Source organism: Pseudodesulfovibrio tunisiensis, from assembly GCF_022809775.1.
GTDB classification, from domain to species: domain Bacteria; phylum Desulfobacterota; class Desulfovibrionia; order Desulfovibrionales; family Desulfovibrionaceae; genus Pseudodesulfovibrio; species Pseudodesulfovibrio tunisiensis.
This window is the reverse complement of record NZ_CP094380.1, coordinates 636,471-652,849: the sequence shown is the minus strand read 5'-3', so window position 1 is coordinate 652,849 and position 16,379 is coordinate 636,471. Positions and strand designations below refer to the sequence as shown.

Here is a 16,379-nt window from a genome sequence, read left to right as displayed (position 1 = left end):
TCTTCCGGACCGCGCTTACGGCCTGTTCCTTTTCTCCAGTTTGTGAGTCAGGAAGAACTGGCCCGCCAGAACGGACAGCAGAATGAGTCCTTCCAGAATCTTTCCGTACGCCTCGGGAATCTGCAACTCGAGCTGCATGTTTTCCACGCCCACACGCAGGCAGGCAAGCAGAAACGAGGCGAACGCAATATTCAGGGGTTCGAGCCGGGCAAGCCAGGCAACCACGATCGCGGTAAATCCGTAGCCCACCATCAGGCTGGGCTGCAACCGATTGAGCACGGCCGAGGTTTCCACGCATCCGGCCCATCCGGCAAACCCGCCGGACATGCACATGACCAGAATGACCAGTGCGCCGTAGCGAATCTTGGCATACCGGGCCACGCGTGCGCCCTCGCCGCTGGCCTTGAGTTCGTAGCCGAGCCGGGTGTAGCGCATGAAGGCCCAGAGGCCGAAGCCCACCACCACGCAAAAAGCCAAGCCCCAATGCACGTTGGATGCGCCGATGCGGGGGATGATAGCGCCTTCGGGAAACTCGCGGGTCATGGGAAAGCCGAAACTCGCCGGGTCCTTCCACACGCCGAACACGAGATAGTCCAGAATCAGGATGGCGATATAGTTGAGCATCAGGGACGAAATGATTTCGTTCACCCTGAGCTTGAGCTTGAGAATGGCCGGAAGAAACGCCCAGAACGCGCCGAAGATCATGGCCATGAAAAACATCATGGGCAACAGCACGAACCGGGGCAGGTCCGGAAAAGACAGGGCCATCCAGGTCGCACCGATAGCCCCCAAGGCAAATTGCCCTTCCGCGCCGATATTCCATATCTGCATCCGGAAGGCCACGGCAACGCCGAGGGAGCACAGGAAAAGCGGTATGGATTTGAGCAGGGCGCTCTGCACTGCGTAGGAAGAGCCGAAACACCCCTGCCAGAGGATGATCAATCCCTGAATCGCGCTTTTCCCCTGCATGGAAAGCAGCATGGAGCTGACAGCGAGGGAAAGAGCAGGGCGCCCAGGAAAATAACCAGGGCGCCCCACTTCCAGGGTTCATCGCGTTTACGAATTTTAAACGGCATGTTCCAAAGGGTTATTTGGTGGTACCGACAACGCCTTCAACAAACCAGTCCATACCGAGAAGCTCTTCATCGGTCGGGGTCTGGCCTTCGGGAATCTTGACTTCGCCGTTCTGATCCTTGACCGGACCGGCAAAAACGAGATCGTCGCCCTTCATGAGTTCGGCCTTCCTGGCGTCGACAACCTGCTTCACGTCCTCGGGAACCATGGGGCCGTAGGGAGCGATATCCACAACGCCGGTATCAATGCCCCACCACGTGGACTGGTTGCCTTCCCAGGTGCCGTTGCGCACGGCCTCGACAGTCTCGACATACTTGGGAGCCCAGCTCCAGATGGCGGCGGTCAGATGCGCCTTGGGGGCGAAGGAGGACATGTCGGAGTTGTAGCCGATGCAGTAGGCACCCGCTTCCTGCGCGGCTTCCTGCGGAGCCGGAGAGTCCTGATGCTGGGCGATCACGTCACAACCGGCATCAAGCAGGCTCTTGGCGGCGTCCTTTTCCAGAGCCGGATCGTACCAGGTCTTGGTCCAGACAACGCGCACTTCCGCGCCGGGATTGGTCTCGCGCACACCGCGGGTGAAGGCGTTGATGCCACGAATGACTTCGGGAATCGGGAAGGCAGCGGCATAACCGATCTTGCCGCTCTTGGTCATGGCTCCGGCCACCATGCCGGTCAGATACCGGGCCTGATAGATGCGGCCGAAGTAGTTGCTCATGTTCGCGCTCTTCTTGAAGCCGGAGCAGTGCATGAACTTGGTATCGGGAAATTCCTTGGCCACCTTGATCATGGGATCCATGTAGCCGAAGCTGGTGGCGAAAATCACATCGAAACCCTTCTGGGCCATGTTGCGGATGACGCGTTCGGAGTCGGCACCTTCGGGCACGGACTCGACAAAAGCGGTGGTCGCCCAGTCAAGGGCATCCACGGCCTTGCGGCCCTGATCATGAGCATAGGAGTAGCCCGCGTCGCCAATGGGGGAAACGTAGACGAATCCGGCCTTGACGGTCTTGACTTCCTCGGCCGGGGTCTCGGCCTTCCTGGGCTCTTCAGCAGCTTTCTTTTCCGGAGCCTCGTTGCTGCAGGCAAAGAGCGAGAACATCAACGCCGAGCATGCGGCAAACACTGTGAGCAGTCTCATTACCTTTTTCATGGGTCCTCTCCCTGATTATAGTATCAAATGCCAATAGCCCAGCAATGCGTATAGGGCAACACCCATTGCTGGCGCACATGGTTGAACAGGCGGTAATACCTAACCTATTTTTTTTCGATTATCTAGCTGTTCACCTGGATGATGGGCTGTACCGGCTGAGGTTCCGCGTCCCAGGGAAACAGAATCCAGGTATCCTGACTGACCTCGGTAATGAAGGTGTCGACCTTGGGGCGCCCTTCGGGCTTGGCATACACCGTGGCAAAATGCGCACCAGGCACCATGTCCCGGGCGATCTGGGCCGTTTTGCCGGTATCCACGAGGTCATCGATGAGCAGCCACCCTTCCCCGTTGTTCTCCACCTGCTTGAGGATCGTGGCACTGCCCTGGCTCTGCCAGTCGTAGCTGGAAAGACAGATGGTGTCGATGAGATGGATATCCAGTTCCCTGGCAATGATCGCGGCAGGAACCATGCCCCCGCGCGTGATGGCGACAATGCCCTTCCAGGGTCCTTTTTCCACAAGACGCCAGGAAAGCGCCCTGCAGTCTCGATGCAACTGTTCCCAGGAGACCGGGAACATCTTCTTGTAACGGTTCGGATCGCCCACGTTTTCACTCCTATAGTGTTGGGAAAGTGGGTTCCTTATACTGCTTCGCCCCATTAATCAAGGGTACAGGCCCGCCCCTTGTAATCGAAAAGGAACCCCAATGCCTTCTTCACCTTGTCGGAAAACAGTTTTGACGCAAGCACTCTGCCCGCCACCCGCTTGTTGATCTCGCAGACCGTGGGATACGGATGCACAGCGGAAGCCAACGTGGAAAGCCCGGTGCCGGCATTGAGTGCACTGATCCATTCTCCCATGACCTCCCCGGCGTGCGGCCCCGCAATCTGCACGCCAAGCGGCTTTTCCCGCCGATCGAGAACCAGCTTGATCCTGCCTTCGGACTGCCCTTCGGCAAGAGCACGATCATTGGCGGAGAAGGGCTCCTCCCACACCACATGCTCCACTCCGGCCCGGGAGGCGCGCTCCTCGTTCATGCCGATGCTCGCCAGTTCCGGTTCAGTATAGGTGCACCAAGGCATCCACGTGTAATCCACCTTTCGGGGAAGTCGAAACACGGCGTTGGAAATGACGATGCCTCCCTCGTATCCGGCGGCATGCGTGAAAAGATACTTGCCGAGAACATCCCCGGCCGCGAAAATGTGTTTCTGCGAAGTCCTCAGCCGTTCATCCACGACAATGCCGCGCGGTCCGCATTCCACTCCGGCGTTTTTCAGTCGCAAGCCCGCAACATTGGGCGTTCTTCCGGTCGCGACAAGAAGCGCATCCGCATTCAGGACAAATGTTTCCCCGTCCCGTTCACATTCCAGTTCGTAGCGACCATTCCTCTTGCGCACGCTTCGGGGAGTCGCATTCAGTTCGAACCGCACGCCCTCGCGCTTCATGGCGTCCATGACCACGCGAACCATGTCCGCATCATCATTCTTCAAAATCCGAGGGCCTCGCTGCACCACGGCAATCTGGCACCCGAGGCGCTGAAAAGCCTGCGCCATTTCGCATCCCACTGGCCCGCCGCCAAGAATCAGCATGGAAGCGGGCAATTCCTTCAAATCGAACAAATTCCTGTTGGTCAGACAATCGACCCCGTCCAGACCAGAAAAGGACGGAATGGCTGGAGAGGAACCGGTCGCCAGTACCCAGAATCTTGCGGAAATCCGTTTGCCGTCGCAACGCACGACATGTTCATCCTCGAATTCGGCTTCACCGAACAAAACTCTGGCACCAAGACCGCAGAACCGCTCTTCGGAATCATGCGCCTGAATGGAGCCGATCACTCCGCGTATGTGCCGGGCGACAGTCCGAAAATCCACGGGCGGCACGGCAGCTTCGGGCAAACCGTATTGCCCGGCGTTGCGCATGGCATGGTACACCGAAGCGGTCCTGATCAACGTCTTGCTCGGCACGCATCCATGGTGCAGGCAATCCCCGCCGAGATTGGGCTCCCGCTCGACAAGCAATGTGGAAAGTCCGAGCTGGGCGGCCCCCGCAGCCACGGTCAACCCGGCCGCGCCCCCACCGATGATGCCGATATCATAATCATACGTCGCCATGCGTCCCCCGCTTCTTTCGAAACCATTCCAGCCCTTTTCTCATGGTCAGAGGAAAAAGGCCCAGCAAGGCAAAGGAAAAAAGAAAACCGGGCGACAGAATGCCGGAAAGGGATTCCAGCCTGCCAAGTTCCCTGCCCGCATTCACGAACACCAGCGTGGCCGGAAGCATGCCCACCTGAGAGACCCAATAATAGGTCCTCAACCGAAGAGGAGTCAGGGCCATGACCGTATTGACCACGAAAAACGGAAAAACCGGAATGAGACGAATCGTGAACAGATAGAACGCACCATCCCGCTCGATCCCCTGATTCACCTTGCGAAGCCGCTCGCCGAAACGATTCTGCACCCAGTCCCGCAACAGAAACCGGGCAACGACAAAGGCAATCGCGGCGCCCATGCTGCTGGCAAAGGAAACCACGATCGCCCCTGTCCAGAATCCGAACAGTGCGCCACCAGCCAGAGTCAGAATTCCGGCAACAGGCAATGCCAGAGCTGTCATCGCGACATACAGCAGAAAATACCCGGCAATGAACGCGAATCGATGCTGAGCGTGGGATTCCAGAAGTCGCCCGCGAGACGCCTTGAGATGTTCCAGAGAAAAATACTGACCAAGATCAAACACGAAATATGCGGCAACAAGGGCAAGGATGCTCCCTATCAGCAACCATTTTCTCCAAGCGCCACTCCGCATGGCCTACCCCAGCAACTGCATGCCGTAGAACGCGGCTCCGAACAATCCGCTTTCCTCATTGGCATTGAGCTTCACGGGCACGGAACGCAGAAAATCCCCGTAGACATGCGTATTGTGAAACTCCTTCAGGAATTCGGGAGATTGTACCAGAATCGGATTTCTGGCCGCCACGCCGCCGGCAATGTACATGCCGCCATGGGCCATCAGCCCGATGGCCCAATCCCGGCAGGCCCTGCCGTAGAATCGGGCAAACCATTTCGTGGTTTCGCAATCCGGCGCAAGTCTGGCCGCAACCTCCTGCGGCTCCAGATTCTCTCCGGTCAGAAAACGATGCACCAGTTGCAGGCCCAGCCCGGTGACGACCGTATCTCCCTCGGGCCAGCAGCGTCCGGATTCGCGACGATTGAACTCCGCGTACTCGGCCTCTTCCTTGCCAACAAAGGGGAAGGCCATGTGCCCACCTTCGGAGGCAAGCGCGGTCCAGCGGGTTTCTCCTCGGATCAGACCGGAATAGCCCAGCCCGGTGCCTGCGCCGATCACCCCGATGACGCCAAGGTCATCGTGTTCGCCATCCTGAAGCACCACGGCCTCATCCACGGCAGAAGTTCGGCAGGCATATGCCTGTGCGCAGAAATCATTGACCAGACAGGCTCGCTCCACGCCCAGATCGGTTTCACGCAGGTCTATGGAAAACGGCATGTTGGGCGGCTTGCGGCAGAGTACGCCGTGCCAGACAGCTCCGGCCACGGCAAGGGCCGCGCTGTCGTATTCTCCCGGACAAATCGGGAAACCGTTGTCCCGCAATTGTCCCAGAAGCTGATCAAAGGATTCCGCCTCATGCGTCTTGAGCCACAGGGATTCGGCAATGTCGAGCCGCCCGTTTCCGTCGGTTTCAAAAATGGCGAATCGGCTGTTGGTGCCGCCGATGTCCGCAGCCAGAATTTTCGGCACAGATGTCTCCTCCTGAGCCGCAATCTATCACAATTCGCTGAAAAAAAAAGGAGCCTTGCGGCTCCCTCCGTGAAAATCACGACTTGATCGATCATGCGGCTTCACTGCTTTCGGCAAGCAGGCTCTTTTCCTCCGCCTCATCCGTTCGCACTTCAGGCGGCTGCCTTTTCCGATTCACGTATTTCCGGGTAATCTGCCGCAGGGCTTCGGTATTGCCCTCGCGTTCGGCAGGACTCAGAAACGAAGCGAGCTTGCGCTCCAGCTTGTAGGAATTCTGCTCCTTGCTGATGGCAACGATGCCCTCCAGCACGAGTTTCTGATTCAGCAGTTCGGCCCGAGTTCTGAAATTGATGTTTTCAGCCACGGGTGCAAAAAACAGATTGCTGAGCACCAGTCCGTACAATGTGGAAATGAAGGCCACGGGAATGTTCCTGAGAATCACGGTGGTATCGTTGATGCCCATGAGCAGACCGATAAGACCGATCACGCTGCCCGCCACGCCAAAGGCCGGAGCCATGCGCGCCAAGGTATGAAAAATGCGCTCGCTCTGCTGCCGCCTGAGATTGAAAAATGCCATTTCCGTGCTCAGGTAATCCCGGATTTCCTCTTCCTTGTAATTGTCCACCAGAAGTATCAAACCATTTTTCAAAAACGAGCTTGTGGCGGTTTCCTGACGCCGTTCAAGCGAAAGAATGCCGTCCACCTTGCTCTTTACGGAAAGGTCAAGCAACGTGCGGACTATTTCCTCGGAGGTCACGGGTTCCGTGGCATAGGCATTCCGCGCCACACGAAACGCGTTTTTCACCCGCTCCAGCGGATAACTGATCAGTGCGGCGGCCGTAATGCCGGAGCCGACAACCAGAAACGCCACGAGGTTCCAATATGCACCGGCTGCGCCGCTAAGCAGAAAACTGGCCGCAAAAACAGCCAGACAGACTATCACGCCGATGAGATTCTTCTTGTTCATCCCTTCCTCCAGACAACTCACGATTCATTGAACAGCACGATCTCGACCCGCCGATTCCGTTCCTGATTGGCGACCGAGGAATCCGGCAGTTCCGGGGCGTACATGCCCCTGCCGGACAGAATGACCCGCTTCGGATCGATATGGCTTTCCCTGATGAAATATTCGGCCACGCTTCTGGCCCGATCCCCGGACAGAGCAAAACTCTGCACCCCGTCCGCCTCATTGGCCGAGGAATACCCGATCACATGAACCCGCCCGGCACTGACGCGCAGCAACCCCGCTATCTCTCCGAGATACTGCCCGGCACTGGCATTCAATCCAGCCTCACCAGCCTGAAAAAAAAGGCCTCCCCGCAGGGTGATGCGTGTCCTTCCCTCCCTGTCCTGAACCACGGTGACACCATCCGCACGGGATTTGAACACGACTTCGCGTCCGCCAACATGCACCGTGTTCCGGGAGGCGTATTGATCCGCCTGACTGGAAATCCCGCCAATGAGGCCGATCAACGGGTCCAGCGTACCAACAGCCTCGGCCCGAGAAGCAGTCTCCGGGCTGAACAGTACGCGCACGTCCTTGTGCGTACTCGCATAAATGAACAGCACAACGAACAGGACAAACATCACCATCATCAGATCAGCCCATGGCACGACCCAGTCATTGAGTCCCCGCGCCGCAGCCGTGGTTTCGAAATCTTCGAACGAGCTGAATTTTTTTGTCAAATCCGAATCCGGAATTCGCATACACGCTCCTTGGAGTTCCACGCAGAAGAGCTAGCAAAATGCCTGCCACAGCAGTAAGACACTGAATTCAATAGCCTTGATTGAAGAAGAAGAGTGTTTCCACAGTCACGGTGACAAAAAAATGCCACGCCATGAGATGTTTGACGAGCTTCGGGAAATGGAGGAATAACTGCGGGCATGACACAACACGTACAGCCTACCGGACCTTTCGTCGCAACAAAGCCGCTGGTGCTCGGCTCGGGCTCTCCCAGACGCAGGGAGCTTCTTGCCGATCTGGGCCTGCAATTCGAAATCTGTCCCAGCCGGGCCGAAGAGCCAGCTCCTCTGCCGGGCGAGGAACCCGATGCCTACGCCCGTCGCATGGCCACGCTCAAAACCCTTGAGGTTGCATCGCGCCGTCCCGATGCCGCGGTACTCGGAGCGGATACCATCGTGGTTCTGGGAAAACGGATCATGGGCAAACCCAGCGATGCGCAGGATGCCCTTGCCATGCTGTCAGCCCTTGCAGGCACCACGCATCAGGTCATCACCGGATGCTGCATGGCCTTGCCCGGAGAAGCTCCGAACGTATTCACCGTCAGCACGGACGTGGACATGCGCAACTCTTCCGAAACCGAACTGCGCGCCTACATTGCCACAGGCGAACCGTTCGACAAGGCCGGAGCCTACGCCATCCAAGGCATCGGCACTTTTCTGGTCACCGCCATTCGCGGCTCCTATACCAATGTGGTGGGATTGCCTGTGGCAAGAATCGTTGATGAGGCAAAGAGGAAAGGCATAATAGCTCCATCAGGCTGAACATTTTCCCGATGATTCATAGCAGATACGGCCTGTTTCTCCTGTCGACCCGATCGACACGAAAACAGGCCGCTTTTGCATCAGACCATCACATATCCGCCGATTCGGAAATCCTTGGCGTAGCGCTTGTTGATCAGCCGAACACTTTCCGAGTCATAATACCGGGAAAGATAGTCCCGTCCACCATGATGGGAACGGTTGCGCTGTGGCATGCCATCCATGCTCACGACAAAGCTGGACCACGGGGATCCCCCCTCGGCCAGCTTCAATATGGCCAAAATCTGACTGTCGGAATAACGGGACTTCTTCATGTAAAATCTCCTGCGTTGGTTTTACGAGAAAATTCTACTTTTGAGGACCATTGATTTTCGGGGGGATTACCATGCTATTCCGGCGCTTCTTCCCAAAGGATAGGCGGAAGGCATCCGCCTTGGTGTTCCCGGCAATGGCCGGGGTGACGCCCCTCCTCATTGCACCAGTCAGGGGGCGCAAAACCATCTCCCTGAATTTGCAGACGCCTCCTCAATGCATTGCGTTGTTCGAACCGACCTTGTATAGCTCCGCATGTGTTCGCCTGAGCAAGGCGCAAGAGCCTTTGCCGCAGGCATAGACAGTCAGCCATAAAGAGTGAGAAATGAATTCCGCACAATCCTTTTCCGACAAGGCCGCCGTATTTCTGGCCACGCTTGGACCGATAGGACATTTGCCCAAGGCTCCGGGCACTTGGGGATCATTGGCAGCCATACTGCTTGCCCCGGCCTGTTTCCTGCCCGCCCCTTTCTGGATGCGCATCGCCATCCTGATTCTGATTTTCGGAGTCGGAACCTGGGCGGCATCCCGCGCCGAGACCGTTCTGGATCAAAAGGACCCGGGATGCGTCATCATCGACGAACTGCTCGGCCAGTGGATCGCCCTGCTCCCGTTTCAGGTGGTTTCGTGGTGGGTGCTGGTTCTGGCCTTTGTTCTGTTCAGGGTCTTCGACATACTCAAACCCTGGCCGGTCAGGCAGGCCGAAACCGCGTTTCCCGGAGGCTTCGGCGTAATGATCGACGATGCCGTGGCCGGTGGATACGCTCTGCTGATCCTCTGGCTGCTCTGTCTGGCTTTCTGACCGAATCGACTGAACACGAAAAAAGCCGCCTTGAAATCAAGGCGGCTTTTTTCATCTCTAATTGGCGGAGAGCTACTGCACCACGAACTCTGCCCGACGGTTCTTGGCCCACGCGGTTTCATTATGCGAGGGATCGACCGGACGTTCCTCGCCAAAACTGACGATGCTCATCCGCTCCGGGGCAACCCCCAGAATGACCAGATGTTCGTAGGCGGCACGGGCGCGGCGTTCGCCGAGAGCAAGATTGTATTCCTCGGTACCCCGCTCGTCGCAATAGCCTTCAATCACCACGGTGGTGTCGGCATAGTTGCGCATGATGCTTGCCTTGACAGCAAGCAGGGCACGGGATTCCTCGTTCAGCTCATAGGAATCAAAGGCGAATTGAATGCGGGCATCCGTCAGTTCCTGAATGGCCTGAGTCCGTGCGCGAGCTTCGGCTTCGGCCTTGAGAGCCTCTTCATCGATCTGGGGCTGGGGCGCTTCGGGAGCCGGAGGAGGCGTCCACTTGGAATCGTCCTCCACCTTCACCTTGGTCGCGCCCGGCGGCATGCTCGATGTCTTTTTTGTCGAACACCCGGCCGTGACGAACAGGGACAGGCAAATCACTACCAATACGCCCAGATACCATTTCGTTTTCATGCTCTCTCCTTAAAGGTGCCGCATTCAGGCATTTGCGCAGGCGCCAAGCACCGAATACCAGTACGCCGCTTGATTAGATGTACATTTTCCAGCGGCAAAATCAACCCTCAACATGCAACAATTGCCTACCACTGTCGCGACGTATCCCAGGCCGGGGCATAGGCAGGCCCCTTGCCCGTGGGCAGCATCCTGGGCGTATCGCCATGACGCGTGGTCAGATACAGCTTGTATTCCCCTGTCCTGTTTGAGGCAAAGGCGATGAAATAGCCGTCCGGCCCAAAGGCTGGGAATTCGTCATTGCCCGGGCCGAAGGTCAGCTGCTTTTCCCGCCCGGTAGCCAGATCGTGCAGAAAAATGCGGTGCCCCTCATCGGTCCGGTGCGTATAGGCCACGAATCGACCGTTCGGGCTGAGGCAGGGATGCGTGTTGTATTTGCCCTGAATGGTTACGCGCCTCACCTGTCCGGTCTTCATGTTCATGAGATAGATGTGGGGATTGCCCGCCCGGCCCGAGGTAAAGGCCATGAGTTCGCCGGTCCGGTCGAAGCTCGGGGAAACATCGATGTACGGTCCCTGAGCCAGAGTCCGCTTGGGGCGAAACTGGCCGTCAAGCTGATAGATGTTGGTCGCGCCGTTGCGATTCAGGGCCACGGTGATGTGATCGTCCGGTCCGAATACCGGGCTGATGACGGAATGACCGAGTCCCTTGGTATACAGCGTGATCTTCCTTGTATCCGCGTCGTAGACACCGAGGGAATGGGTCTTCTTGCCAATGTGCGTGAATGCGATCTTGCGGCCATTCATGGACCAGGCCGGGCTGAGATTGAATCCGCCAAGTCGGGTGATGCGCTGCAACTCCCTGCCCTGCGGCAAAATGGTGAAAATTTCCTTGGTCTCGCCCTCATGCTTCACGAAAGCGATGGGAGATTCGAAAAATCCCTTTTTTCCGGTCAAGGCCTCCAGAAACACGGAACAGAATCTGTCTGCGACCTTGGCAAGCGGTACCCGGTCAAGATCGTTGTATTTCTTGCCAACGACCCGACGTCCACTGAACGTCTCGAAAACACGCAGCTCCACACTGTTTCCGTCCCAGCCCGTGGTCATGACCAGATCAACCTTGGCAAGCTGCAACGGTTTGAAATCAATGTCCTTGCGTTCGACGCCCTTGCTCGGATCACCGCCAAGCAACGAATTTGAAGGCACATTCCTGAGAAACGGAATGTAACCGAGATCATTGGCAATGAGTTCGGCCAAGGCTTGGGACGGCGCCTGAGGCACGAGCGATACTCCCGCAGGTCTGGGCGGCAGCATGACGAAATTGACCATGCGCTGACCCGGGCCATGGATGTCCACGGTGAGCGGAGCCTGGGCAAAAGCCGGGACCGCCAGGGCCACGGCAAGAAAAATCACGGCAAACAACTGGAAAAGTCGTTTCATTTGGCTACTCTGAAAGTTCCTGACTGTTGAAGTTGATAACGAGAACGCGGTCCCGTTCGGTTCGCGGGCGTTCCACGTACTCGGTCTGTTTGATAGCCTGAAGCGCGGAATTGTCAAACACGGCATTGCCCGAGGGAGCAACAACCTTGTATTCGAGAATTCTTCCATCCGAAGCCAGAACGATTTCCACGGACGCAACGATATTCGCTTCTCCGGCAAACGAAGGATAGCGCCAATTCTTCTTGATGGCCGTCCCCACGATCAGGGCGTACACCTCGGACAGACCGGATCCGCTGATCCCGCTGCCTCCCTGCACACCACCTTCCCGGCCGTCCTGCTGACCACCATGCGCATATACGCCGCTCTCGTTTTTTCGAAGCGCGGCAAGCTCGTCAGCCAGTTTCCGCTTCTGTCTGCGTTCCTGCGCGGCAACCTTTTTCTGCGCGGCCTTGAGTCCCTCGGCCAAAAGCTGCTTTTCCGTTTTTCCGGGCTTGGGCTTCGGTTTGGGCTTCGGTTTGGGCTTTGGTTTCGGTTCGGGTTTCGGCTTTTCCTTCCTTTTTACGACTTTCTTCTTTTCGTCCTTTTTGGGACTGATCTTTTTGGCTTTTTTTTCAGGCTCCGGCTTGACGACCGGCTTGACCGGTTCGGGGTCACCCTTGACCTCCACCGGAGCGGCAGATTCCGGCTGAGAGACCGGTTTGACCTCGGACGCAGCCGGGACTTTCTCTACCGGAGCCGGAGGCGGCGGAGGCGCAAGGGAAACCAGATCGACCGTATACACGGGCCGATCCATGTTCACCCTGACCGGCGTTCCCGTGGCCCAGAAAAGCGCGACCGCAACCAGGGCACAGTGAAAGAAAAAAGAGGCTATGAAACCGAAAAAATGACGCATTCAACTGCTCCGGGAACGGCTTGCGCCTACTTCCGGGCCTGCTTTTCCTGCTCGGCCACAATACCGAGCCGATCAATTCCCGCGCCCTTGATCTCGCCCATGACCTTGACCACGGTGCCGTAGGGCACTTCCTTGTCCGCACGCAGAAAAAGCTGCTTTTTCTGGTTCGCCACCAGCCGCTTGAGATGGTCCTGCAATTCCTCGAAGCCCACCTGATACTCGTCCAGAAACATCCTGCCGTCCCGTTTCACGGTCAGCACGAGATGATCACTGTCCTGAGGCAGGTTGCGCACGGTGCGCGTGGTGGGCAGGTCCACTTCCACGCCCTGGGTCATGAGCGGAGCCGTAACCATGAAAATGATCAGCAGCACCAGCATCACATCCACGAACGGGGTGACGTTGATTTCGTTCAGGTAGCCGCCGCCAGTCTTGATCGCCATGCGCGGCTCCTAGTTTTTGGCTTTGGCCTTTTCGGCCCAGGCGATTTCCCGTTCCGCGCGATTCAGAAACGCGCCAGCGAAATCCACCATCCCGGACTCGACTTCATTGAGCTTGCCCAGAAAGTAGTTGTAGAAAATCGTGGCGGGAATGGCCACGAGCAGGCCGATGGCCGTGGCGACCAAAGCTTCGGAAATGCCCGGGGCAACCGTGGCAAGTGCTGCGGACTGCTGCTGGCCGATGCTGTGGAAGGAATGCATGATGCCCCAGACCGTGCCGAACAGCCCGATGAACGGGGCGGCATTGGCGCAGGTTGCCAGAAACGGCAGATTGCGGGTCAGGGAACGCATTTCCTTGCTGATGCCCTGCTTGAGCACTCGACGCAGAGTGTCCTTGGCCAGCATGCGCTTGCGCTCGCGGTTGACCTCGGCCCGTTCGAGAAGCCTGAACTCCTTGACAGCCAACGCACCAACGCGTGCCAGAGGCGATGCGTCCCGTCCGCCGAGAGCCTTGAGCCCCGAGGTCAGGTCATGCGCATCCACGAATGCGTCATACCCCTGCGCAACCTTGCGCCGGGCAACGCCAATCGAAAGGAATTTGTAGAAGATGATGGTCCAGCTCCACAGGCTCATGCAGGCCAGAAAGAGCAGTACCAGCTTCACCGCAAGGGTGGCGCCGGAAAGCAGCGTGACGATGTCGCTGTCGGGAAGAAGATTCATTGATCACCCGTCATTGTTTGGGACCAGGCCCGTACTTCAGAAAAAATCAGGCAGCGATGCGTGAGATATCCGCATCGCAACCGCTCCGCACCACGATTCCGTGACAAAATGCGAACGCTATTTCATGCAGCGCTGCACGATCTCCCGCGAATTGGCCTCGGCCGCCCGCAACTCCTCGGGCGTCAGTCCGGCCCCCAACGCCACGACCCGCCGCAGCTCCCTGCCGATCAGATCGCGTGGGGCATGGGCATCGTTGTCGATGACCAGTTTGGCACCGTGCTTGCGCGCCATGGCCGCCACATGACCGTTGGTATAGCTGTGCCCGCCCCGTGTGGTGATTTCCAGAGCAACCCCTTTTTCCACGGCCAGAGCAGCTTCCTCGTCCGTGATCAGACCGGGATGTGCCAGAATATCCACTCCGGCCTCGATGGCAGCGAGATTGGTTCCCCGATCCACAGGTTCGACCGGCGTTTCCCCGTGCACCACGACCACCCGGGCTCCGGCCTTGCGCGCCTCGCGGGTCATTTCGCCAATCAACGCCGGGGGCACGTGCGTGATTTCCACGCCGGGGATCACGGTCACATCGAAAAAGTGTCCCTGTTTCCTCACGAAACGGATCACGTTTTCCAAGGTGTGATACATGTTGCTTTCATCGGCATGATCGGTCAGGCCAACGGCCTTGTACCCGGCCACCTGTGCACGGCGAACGAGTTCCGCTGGAATGAGTTCGCCATCGCTGAAAACCGTATGGGTATGCAAATCTATCATGGTCGATCACATCTTGTATTTGGTGTCTTTTTCCGACATTTTTTCCAATTCATCGAGCCACTTGCTGGATTCGTCCCTTTTGAGAACCGTCTCGGTCTCCTGATATGGAGCCCCGGCATCGTCCAGCACGGCCTGACTCACGAGAATCGGGCATTCCGCCCGGACGGCAAGGGCGATGGCATCCGAGGGACGACTGTCGATCCGCCGGGTATTCTCGCCATGCTCCACGACGATTTCCGCGTAGAACGTGCCGCCTTCGATATCCGTGACCTCAACCCGGGTCACGCTGCCGCCCATGCCCTTGATCATGCTGAGAAGCAGGTCATGCGTCATGGGCCGGGGAAAGGGAACCTTGTTCAGGGCGACGGAAATGGACATGGCCTCCATTGCCCCGATCCAGATGGGCAACACGAGATTGCTCACCTCATCCTTGAGCATCAGGATCGGAGATCGGGAATTCTCGTCAATAGCCAGTCCGAATATGTCGACCTTTACCACGGCTCGCCCGTCCTTTCCCCCATCAGGGAGTGTTTCTTGGCTTCGGTTATCCTGGCAGGAACCATGAGCCCGGTCATGCCCTTTTCATGGGGCAATGCGAGATTCACGATACGTCCGGCCGGATCGCGGCCCTTCCACCAGGTACCGCCGCCGTCCTGCCTGCGGCTCACTCCTTCGATCAGAACCTGCGTCCGGTTTCCGACCTGCTTTTTTAGACTATTTCCAGTAATAGCATTCTGCAAATTCTGCAAGCGGGTCAGCCTGTCCGAAGCTTCTTCAGGCGACACCTTGGGTTCCATGTTCAGAGCGGCAACGCCCGGCCTGTCGGAATACTTGAAGGAAAAGCTGGACTCGTACTCCACCTGCTTCATGACGCGCAGGGTCTCCTGAAAATCCTCCTCGGTCTCTCCGGGAAAACCCACGATCAGATCCGTGGTCAGGGCAATGTCGGGCCGGGCCTGCTTGAGTCCCTCCACGATGGACAAATAGCGCTCCCGGGTATAGCGACGCTTCATGCGCTTGAGCACGGCGTCCGAGCCGGATTGAAGCGGCAGATGCAGGGACGGGCACAGATTCTCCAGCTCTCCGAACGCGGCAATGACTTCCGGCGCAATGTCCTTGGGATGCGACGTGGTGAATCGCAGACGATCCAATCCAGGAATCGCGGCCACGGACCGAAGCAGATCGGCAAAACTCACGCCCACGCCGCCCTTGTCCAGACCGAAGCTGTTCACGTTCTGGCCCAGCAGAGTCAGCTCGCGCACCCCGGACCGCACGAGCATCCGGCATTCCTCGATGACGGCCTCGGGATGCCGGGACTTCTGACGACCGCGCGTGTACGGCACGATGCAGTAGGAACAGAAGTTGTCACACCCCTGCATGATGTTCACGAACGCCTGCCGAGTCTCGGCAATGCGCACGGTCTCGCCCTCGGCCTGCTCACGTTCCTCGTACAGGGATACGAAATCCAGCAGCGCGACCTTCTCGTCCGAGCCCTCGGCCAATCGCTCAAGCGCATTGGGCGCATTGGCAATGCCATCCGAACCGAACACCAGTCGAACAAAGGGAAAACGTTCGAAAAAGCCGCGTCCCACCTGCTGGGCCACGCAGCCACCGACCGCAGCAAACCCTTCGGGGATGTCCCGCAGCCGTCCCGCGATCCTGCCGAGTTCGCTATACACCTTCTGCTCGGGCTTTTCCCGCACCGAGCAGGTGTTGACAATGAAGACCTGAGCCTCGTCCTCGGGGACCGCGGTCCATCCGCGGCTGTCCAAAGCTCGTGCAAGCCATTCCGAGTCATGCACGTTCATCTGGCAGCCAAAAGTGCTGATATGGTATTTCATGAAATGTCGCTCTTCCAGACCCCATGCCCGGGCATGGGAATGATTTCGTTTGTT

Annotated in this window: 17 protein-coding genes and 2 pseudogenes; 2 read left to right on the top strand and 17 right to left on the bottom strand. The window is 57.8% G+C overall.

Annotation, left to right across the window (positions count from 1 at the left end; genetic code table 11):
- Nucleotides 1-15: 15 nt before the first annotated feature.
- The 8 genes and pseudogenes from MPN23_RS03245 to MPN23_RS03210 all read right to left on the bottom strand — a co-directional run bounded on the left by MPN23_RS03245 (nt 16) and on the right by MPN23_RS03210 (nt 7,683).
- Nucleotides 16-1,076, bottom strand: a pseudogene (locus tag MPN23_RS03245) (ABC transporter permease).
- An 11-nt stretch (nt 1,077-1,087) separates the two neighbouring features.
- On the bottom strand, nt 1,088-2,224 hold the full coding sequence (locus MPN23_RS03240) for a BMP family ABC transporter substrate-binding protein (RefSeq protein ID WP_243546121.1): 1,137 nt from the start codon (nt 2,222-2,224) through the stop codon (nt 1,088-1,090).
- Nucleotides 2,225-2,346: 122 nt separating this feature from the next.
- Nucleotides 2,347-2,802, bottom strand: coding sequence for a xanthine phosphoribosyltransferase (gene gpt / locus MPN23_RS03235; RefSeq protein WP_424450069.1), 456 nt, complete (start codon nt 2,800-2,802; stop codon nt 2,347-2,349).
- An 80-nt stretch (nt 2,803-2,882) separates the two neighbouring features.
- On the bottom strand, nt 2,883-4,334 hold the full coding sequence (locus tag MPN23_RS03230; protein WP_243546119.1) for a dihydrolipoyl dehydrogenase family protein: 1,452 nt from the start codon (nt 4,332-4,334) through the stop codon (nt 2,883-2,885).
- Nucleotides 4,321-4,998 carry a TVP38/TMEM64 family protein gene (locus MPN23_RS03225; RefSeq protein WP_341540093.1) on the bottom strand — a complete coding sequence of 226 codons (678 nt, stop codon included), beginning with the start codon at nt 4,996-4,998 and terminating at the stop codon, nt 4,321-4,323. Before MPN23_RS03225 ends, MPN23_RS03230 begins: the two co-directional genes overlap by 14 nt.
- Before the next feature lie 30 nt (nt 4,999-5,028).
- Entirely contained in the window at nt 5,029-5,976 is a 948-nt protein-coding gene (locus tag MPN23_RS03220; RefSeq protein ID WP_243546117.1) for a glucokinase, read from the bottom strand.
- 91 nt (nt 5,977-6,067) lie between these two features.
- Nucleotides 6,068-6,943 (bottom strand): motility protein A, encoded by an 876-nt coding sequence (locus MPN23_RS03215; protein ID WP_243546116.1) that lies wholly within the window; start codon nt 6,941-6,943, stop codon nt 6,068-6,070.
- A 17-nt stretch (nt 6,944-6,960) separates the two neighbouring features.
- Entirely contained in the window at nt 6,961-7,683 is a 723-nt protein-coding gene (locus MPN23_RS03210; protein ID WP_243546115.1) for an OmpA/MotB family protein, read from the bottom strand.
- Between the two features lie 177 nt (nt 7,684-7,860).
- Between MPN23_RS03210 and MPN23_RS03205 the strand changes: the two genes are divergently transcribed.
- Nucleotides 7,861-8,481 carry a Maf family protein gene (locus MPN23_RS03205; protein ID WP_243546114.1) on the top strand — a complete coding sequence of 207 codons (621 nt, stop codon included), beginning with the start codon at nt 7,861-7,863 and terminating at the stop codon, nt 8,479-8,481.
- Nucleotides 8,482-8,664: 183 nt separating this feature from the next.
- Here the strand turns inward: MPN23_RS03205 and MPN23_RS17175 are convergent.
- Nucleotides 8,665-8,792, bottom strand: a pseudogene (locus MPN23_RS17175) (transposase); the annotation flags it as partial.
- Nucleotides 8,793-9,115: 323 nt separating this feature from the next.
- Between MPN23_RS17175 and MPN23_RS03195 the strand changes: the two are divergent.
- Complete coding sequence (locus MPN23_RS03195; RefSeq protein WP_243546112.1) at nt 9,116-9,592, top strand: phosphatidylglycerophosphatase A family protein; 477 nt, start codon at nt 9,116-9,118, stop codon at nt 9,590-9,592.
- A gap of 72 nt (nt 9,593-9,664) precedes the next feature.
- Here MPN23_RS03195 and pal read toward each other — a convergent pair whose 3' ends face one another.
- The 8 genes from pal to miaB form a co-directional block, all read right to left on the bottom strand.
- Complete coding sequence (pal, locus tag MPN23_RS03190; RefSeq protein WP_243546111.1) at nt 9,665-10,231, bottom strand: peptidoglycan-associated lipoprotein Pal; 567 nt, start codon at nt 10,229-10,231, stop codon at nt 9,665-9,667.
- A 125-nt stretch (nt 10,232-10,356) separates the two neighbouring features.
- The gene (locus MPN23_RS03185; RefSeq protein ID WP_243546110.1) at nt 10,357-11,667 is read right to left on the bottom strand and encodes a protein tolB; all 1,311 of its coding nucleotides are present in this window, start codon (nt 11,665-11,667) and stop codon (nt 10,357-10,359) included.
- Between the two features lie 4 nt (nt 11,668-11,671).
- Nucleotides 11,672-12,559 carry a TonB family protein gene (locus tag MPN23_RS03180; RefSeq protein ID WP_243546109.1) on the bottom strand — a complete coding sequence of 296 codons (888 nt, stop codon included), beginning with the start codon at nt 12,557-12,559 and terminating at the stop codon, nt 11,672-11,674.
- A gap of 26 nt (nt 12,560-12,585) precedes the next feature.
- Entirely contained in the window at nt 12,586-12,999 is a 414-nt protein-coding gene (gene tolR, locus MPN23_RS03175) for a protein TolR (protein ID WP_243546108.1), read from the bottom strand.
- A gap of 9 nt (nt 13,000-13,008) precedes the next feature.
- A complete protein-coding gene (locus MPN23_RS03170; protein ID WP_243546107.1) occupies nt 13,009-13,716 on the bottom strand; it encodes a MotA/TolQ/ExbB proton channel family protein in 708 nt (235 codons plus the stop codon).
- A gap of 117 nt (nt 13,717-13,833) precedes the next feature.
- Nucleotides 13,834-14,484, bottom strand: coding sequence for a histidinol phosphate phosphatase domain-containing protein (locus MPN23_RS03165; protein ID WP_243546106.1), 651 nt, complete (start codon nt 14,482-14,484; stop codon nt 13,834-13,836).
- Between the two features lie 6 nt (nt 14,485-14,490).
- Entirely contained in the window at nt 14,491-14,982 is a 492-nt protein-coding gene (locus tag MPN23_RS03160) for a bifunctional nuclease family protein (RefSeq protein ID WP_243546105.1), read from the bottom strand.
- The gene (miaB, locus tag MPN23_RS03155; RefSeq protein ID WP_243546104.1) at nt 14,976-16,325 is read right to left on the bottom strand and encodes a tRNA (N6-isopentenyl adenosine(37)-C2)-methylthiotransferase MiaB; all 1,350 of its coding nucleotides are present in this window, start codon (nt 16,323-16,325) and stop codon (nt 14,976-14,978) included. Before miaB ends, MPN23_RS03160 begins: the two co-directional genes overlap by 7 nt.
- Nucleotides 16,326-16,379: the final 54 nt, after the last annotated feature.

Excerpts from the sequence above, each read along its gene's own strand:
- MPN23_RS03240 (WP_243546121.1), bottom strand. The coding sequence starts at position 2,224 with ATGAAAAAGGTAATGAGACTGCTCACAGTGTTTGCCGCATGCTCGGCG.
- gpt (WP_424450069.1), bottom strand. The coding sequence starts at position 2,802 with ATGTTCCCGGTCTCCTGGGAACAGTTGCATCGAGACTGCAGGGCGCTT.
- MPN23_RS03230 (WP_243546119.1), bottom strand. The coding sequence starts at position 4,334 with ATGGCGACGTATGATTATGATATCGGCATCATCGGTGGGGGCGCGGCC.
- MPN23_RS03215 (WP_243546116.1), bottom strand. The coding sequence starts at position 6,943 with ATGAACAAGAAGAATCTCATCGGCGTGATAGTCTGTCTGGCTGTTTTT.
- MPN23_RS03210 (WP_243546115.1), bottom strand. The coding sequence starts at position 7,683 with ATGCGAATTCCGGATTCGGATTTGACAAAAAAATTCAGCTCGTTCGAA.
- MPN23_RS03205 (WP_243546114.1), top strand. The coding sequence starts at position 7,861 with ATGACACAACACGTACAGCCTACCGGACCTTTCGTCGCAACAAAGCCG.
- MPN23_RS03195 (WP_243546112.1), top strand. The coding sequence starts at position 9,116 with ATGAATTCCGCACAATCCTTTTCCGACAAGGCCGCCGTATTTCTGGCC.
- pal (WP_243546111.1), bottom strand. The coding sequence starts at position 10,231 with ATGAAAACGAAATGGTATCTGGGCGTATTGGTAGTGATTTGCCTGTCC.
- MPN23_RS03185 (WP_243546110.1), bottom strand. The coding sequence starts at position 11,667 with ATGAAACGACTTTTCCAGTTGTTTGCCGTGATTTTTCTTGCCGTGGCC.
- MPN23_RS03180 (WP_243546109.1), bottom strand. The coding sequence starts at position 12,559 with ATGCGTCATTTTTTCGGTTTCATAGCCTCTTTTTTCTTTCACTGTGCC.
- tolR (WP_243546108.1), bottom strand. The coding sequence starts at position 12,999 with ATGGCGATCAAGACTGGCGGCGGCTACCTGAACGAAATCAACGTCACC.
- MPN23_RS03170 (WP_243546107.1), bottom strand. The coding sequence starts at position 13,716 with ATGAATCTTCTTCCCGACAGCGACATCGTCACGCTGCTTTCCGGCGCC.
- MPN23_RS03165 (WP_243546106.1), bottom strand. The coding sequence starts at position 14,484 with ATGATAGATTTGCATACCCATACGGTTTTCAGCGATGGCGAACTCATT.
- miaB (WP_243546104.1), bottom strand. The coding sequence starts at position 16,325 with ATGAAATACCATATCAGCACTTTTGGCTGCCAGATGAACGTGCATGAC.